This window comes from Roseateles sp. (assembly GCF_049240545.1).
Lineage (GTDB): Bacteria > Pseudomonadota > Gammaproteobacteria > Burkholderiales > Burkholderiaceae_C > Paucibacter_A.
In genome coordinates this window covers 1-2319 of record NZ_JBMLSK010000009.1, presented here as the reverse complement: position 1 = coordinate 2319, position 2319 = coordinate 1, and the positions used below count along the sequence as shown (strand labels likewise).

Genomic DNA, 2319 nt, shown 5'->3' with positions numbered 1-2319 from the left:
GATCGAACTGATCCAGACCGCGCAGCACTGAGGCGCCGGGCGCAAGGAGAAGACGTCATGCAAATCCCCTCATGGCACGCCGCCGGCGCGGCCCTCATCGCGTTGTGCTGCACTGCTGCGGCGCCGGCGCACGGCAGCGCGCCGCCGCCGCTGTTTGCGGCCGGCAACACGACCGACACGTACTTCGGCACCACGGTGGCCGATCCGTATCGCGCCCTGGAGGAGGTGAAGAACCCGCAGGTGCAGGCCTGGATGAAGGCCCAGGGCGAGTTCGCCCGGGCGCGGCTCGACGCCATCCCGGGTCGCGCCGAGCTGCTCAAGCGCCTGCAGATGTACGACGACGCGGTGGCCGCGCGCGTCGCCTCGGTAGAGCGGCGCCCCGGCGAGCTCTACTTCTACGAGCGGCGCGGCGTGACCGACGACCAGTTCAAGCTGTACGTGCGGCGCGGGCTGCAGGGCCAGGAGCGGCTGCTGGTGGACCCCGAGCAGTTGTACAACCTGACCGGCACGCCGCACGCGATCAACTGGTTCGTGCCCTCCTTCACCGGCCGCTACGTCGCCTACGGGCTGTCGGCCGGCGGCTCCGAGGACGCCAGTCTGTTCGTGATGGACGCGACCACCGGCAAGCGCGTGCTCGGGCCGGTCGCGCGCGCCCAGTACGGCGGCGTGGCCTGGCTGGAGGACGACAGCGGCCTGTTCTTCATGCGGCTGCAGGAAATGAAGCCGGGCATGGCGCCGGTCGAGCGCTTTCAGAACGTGCGCAGCGTGTTCCTGCGGCTCGACGGCGAGGCCGATCGCGCGCCGGTGGCCATGGACTCGACCGACCCGGCGCTCGGCGTCAACCCGGCGCAGGACTCGCCCTATGTGACGCCGATCTACGGCACGCGCTGGGCCGCAGGCTACGTCCACCACGGCACCGATCGCGAGCTGTCGCTTTACATCGCGCCGCTGGCCGATGCAATGGCCGGCAAGGCGCAGTGGCGCCGCCTGCTGGCGCAGGCCGACGCGGTGACTGCGGCTGAGTTCGCGGGCGAGCGGCTGTTCGCGCTCACGCACAAGGACGCCGCCCGCTTCCGGCTGCTGGAAGGCAGCGTCGAGCGTGGCGTGCAGGGCGCGCGCGAGCTGATCGCGCAGGGCAGTGGTGTGCTCACCGGCATGGTGCGCGCGGCCGACGCGCTGTACGTCACGCGCCGCGACGGCGCGGTCACGCGCGTGCTGCGCCTGCCCCTGCCCGCCGCCGCGCCGGTGCAGACGCTCAAGCTGCCGGTGGAGGGCAGCGCGACGTTCGGCGGCGTGGACTTCCGCCTGCCGGGTGCGCTGCTGACGCTGCAAAGCTGGACCCGTGGCGCGCAGATCTACCTGGCCGAGGGTGCGCGGGTGACCAACACGCGCCTGCAGCCGGCCGGCAAGTTCGACGCGCTGGACGGGTACGTCAGCACCGAGGTGCTGGTGCCAAGCCACGACGGCGCGCGGGTGCCGCTGTCGATCGTCCACAAGAAGGGGCTGAAGCTCGACGGCAGCAACCCGACGCTGCTGTGGGGCTACGCCAGCTACGGCTATACGGAGGAGCCTTGGTTTTCGGCGTGGCGGCTGGCCTGGCTGGAACGCGGCGGCGTCTTCGCGGTGGCCAATCCGCGCGGCTCGGGCGCCTTCGGGCAGGAGTGGTACAAGGGCGGCTTCCAGCAGACCAAGCCCAACACCTGGAAGGACTTCATCGCCACCGCCGAGTATCTGGTCGCGCAGAAGTACACACGGCCGGCGCGCCTGGGCATCTGGGGCGGCAGCGCGGGGGGCATCCTGATCGGCCGTGCGATGACCGAGCGGCCCGACCTGTTCGCCGCGGCGATCCCCGCGGTGGGTGCGCTTGACATGGTGCGCGCGGAATTCGAATCGACCGGTCCGGCCAACATCCCGGAGTTCGGCACCCACAAGACGGAGCCCGGGTTCCGCGCGCTGCTGGCCATGAGCACCTACCACCAGATCAAGGACGGCGTGCGCTATCCGGCGGTTCTTCTCACCCACGGCGTCAACGATCCGCGGGTCGAGGTGTGGCAGAGCACCAAGACCGCCGCGCGCTTGCAGGCGGTGGCCGCCGCGGTGCCCGATTCGCGTCCGGTGCTGCTGCGCCTGGACTGGCAGGCCGGCCACGGCGTCGGCGACACCAAGGCGCAGCGGCAGGCCGAGCGGGCCGATGTGCTGGCCTTCCTGCTGTGGCAATTCGGTATGAGCAGGTGAGGCCACCGGCGCGCTGGGCGCTGGCGGTGCTGGGCGCCACCCTGGCCTGCGCGGCCTGGGCGCAGGCGCCGGCGGCCGGCCAGT

General features: G+C 71.7%; 1 protein-coding gene. It reads left to right on the top strand.

The window, feature by feature from the left end:
* Nucleotides 1-57 precede the first annotated feature (57 nt).
* Entirely contained in the window at nt 58-2235 is a 2178-nt protein-coding gene (locus tag ACOVRJ_RS00465) for a prolyl oligopeptidase family serine peptidase (protein ID WP_422041943.1), read from the top strand.
* Nucleotides 2236-2319 lie beyond the last annotated feature (84 nt).

Excerpts from the sequence above, each read along its gene's own strand:
- ACOVRJ_RS00465 (WP_422041943.1), top strand. The coding sequence starts at position 58 with ATGCAAATCCCCTCATGGCACGCCGCCGGCGCGGCCCTCATCGCGTTG.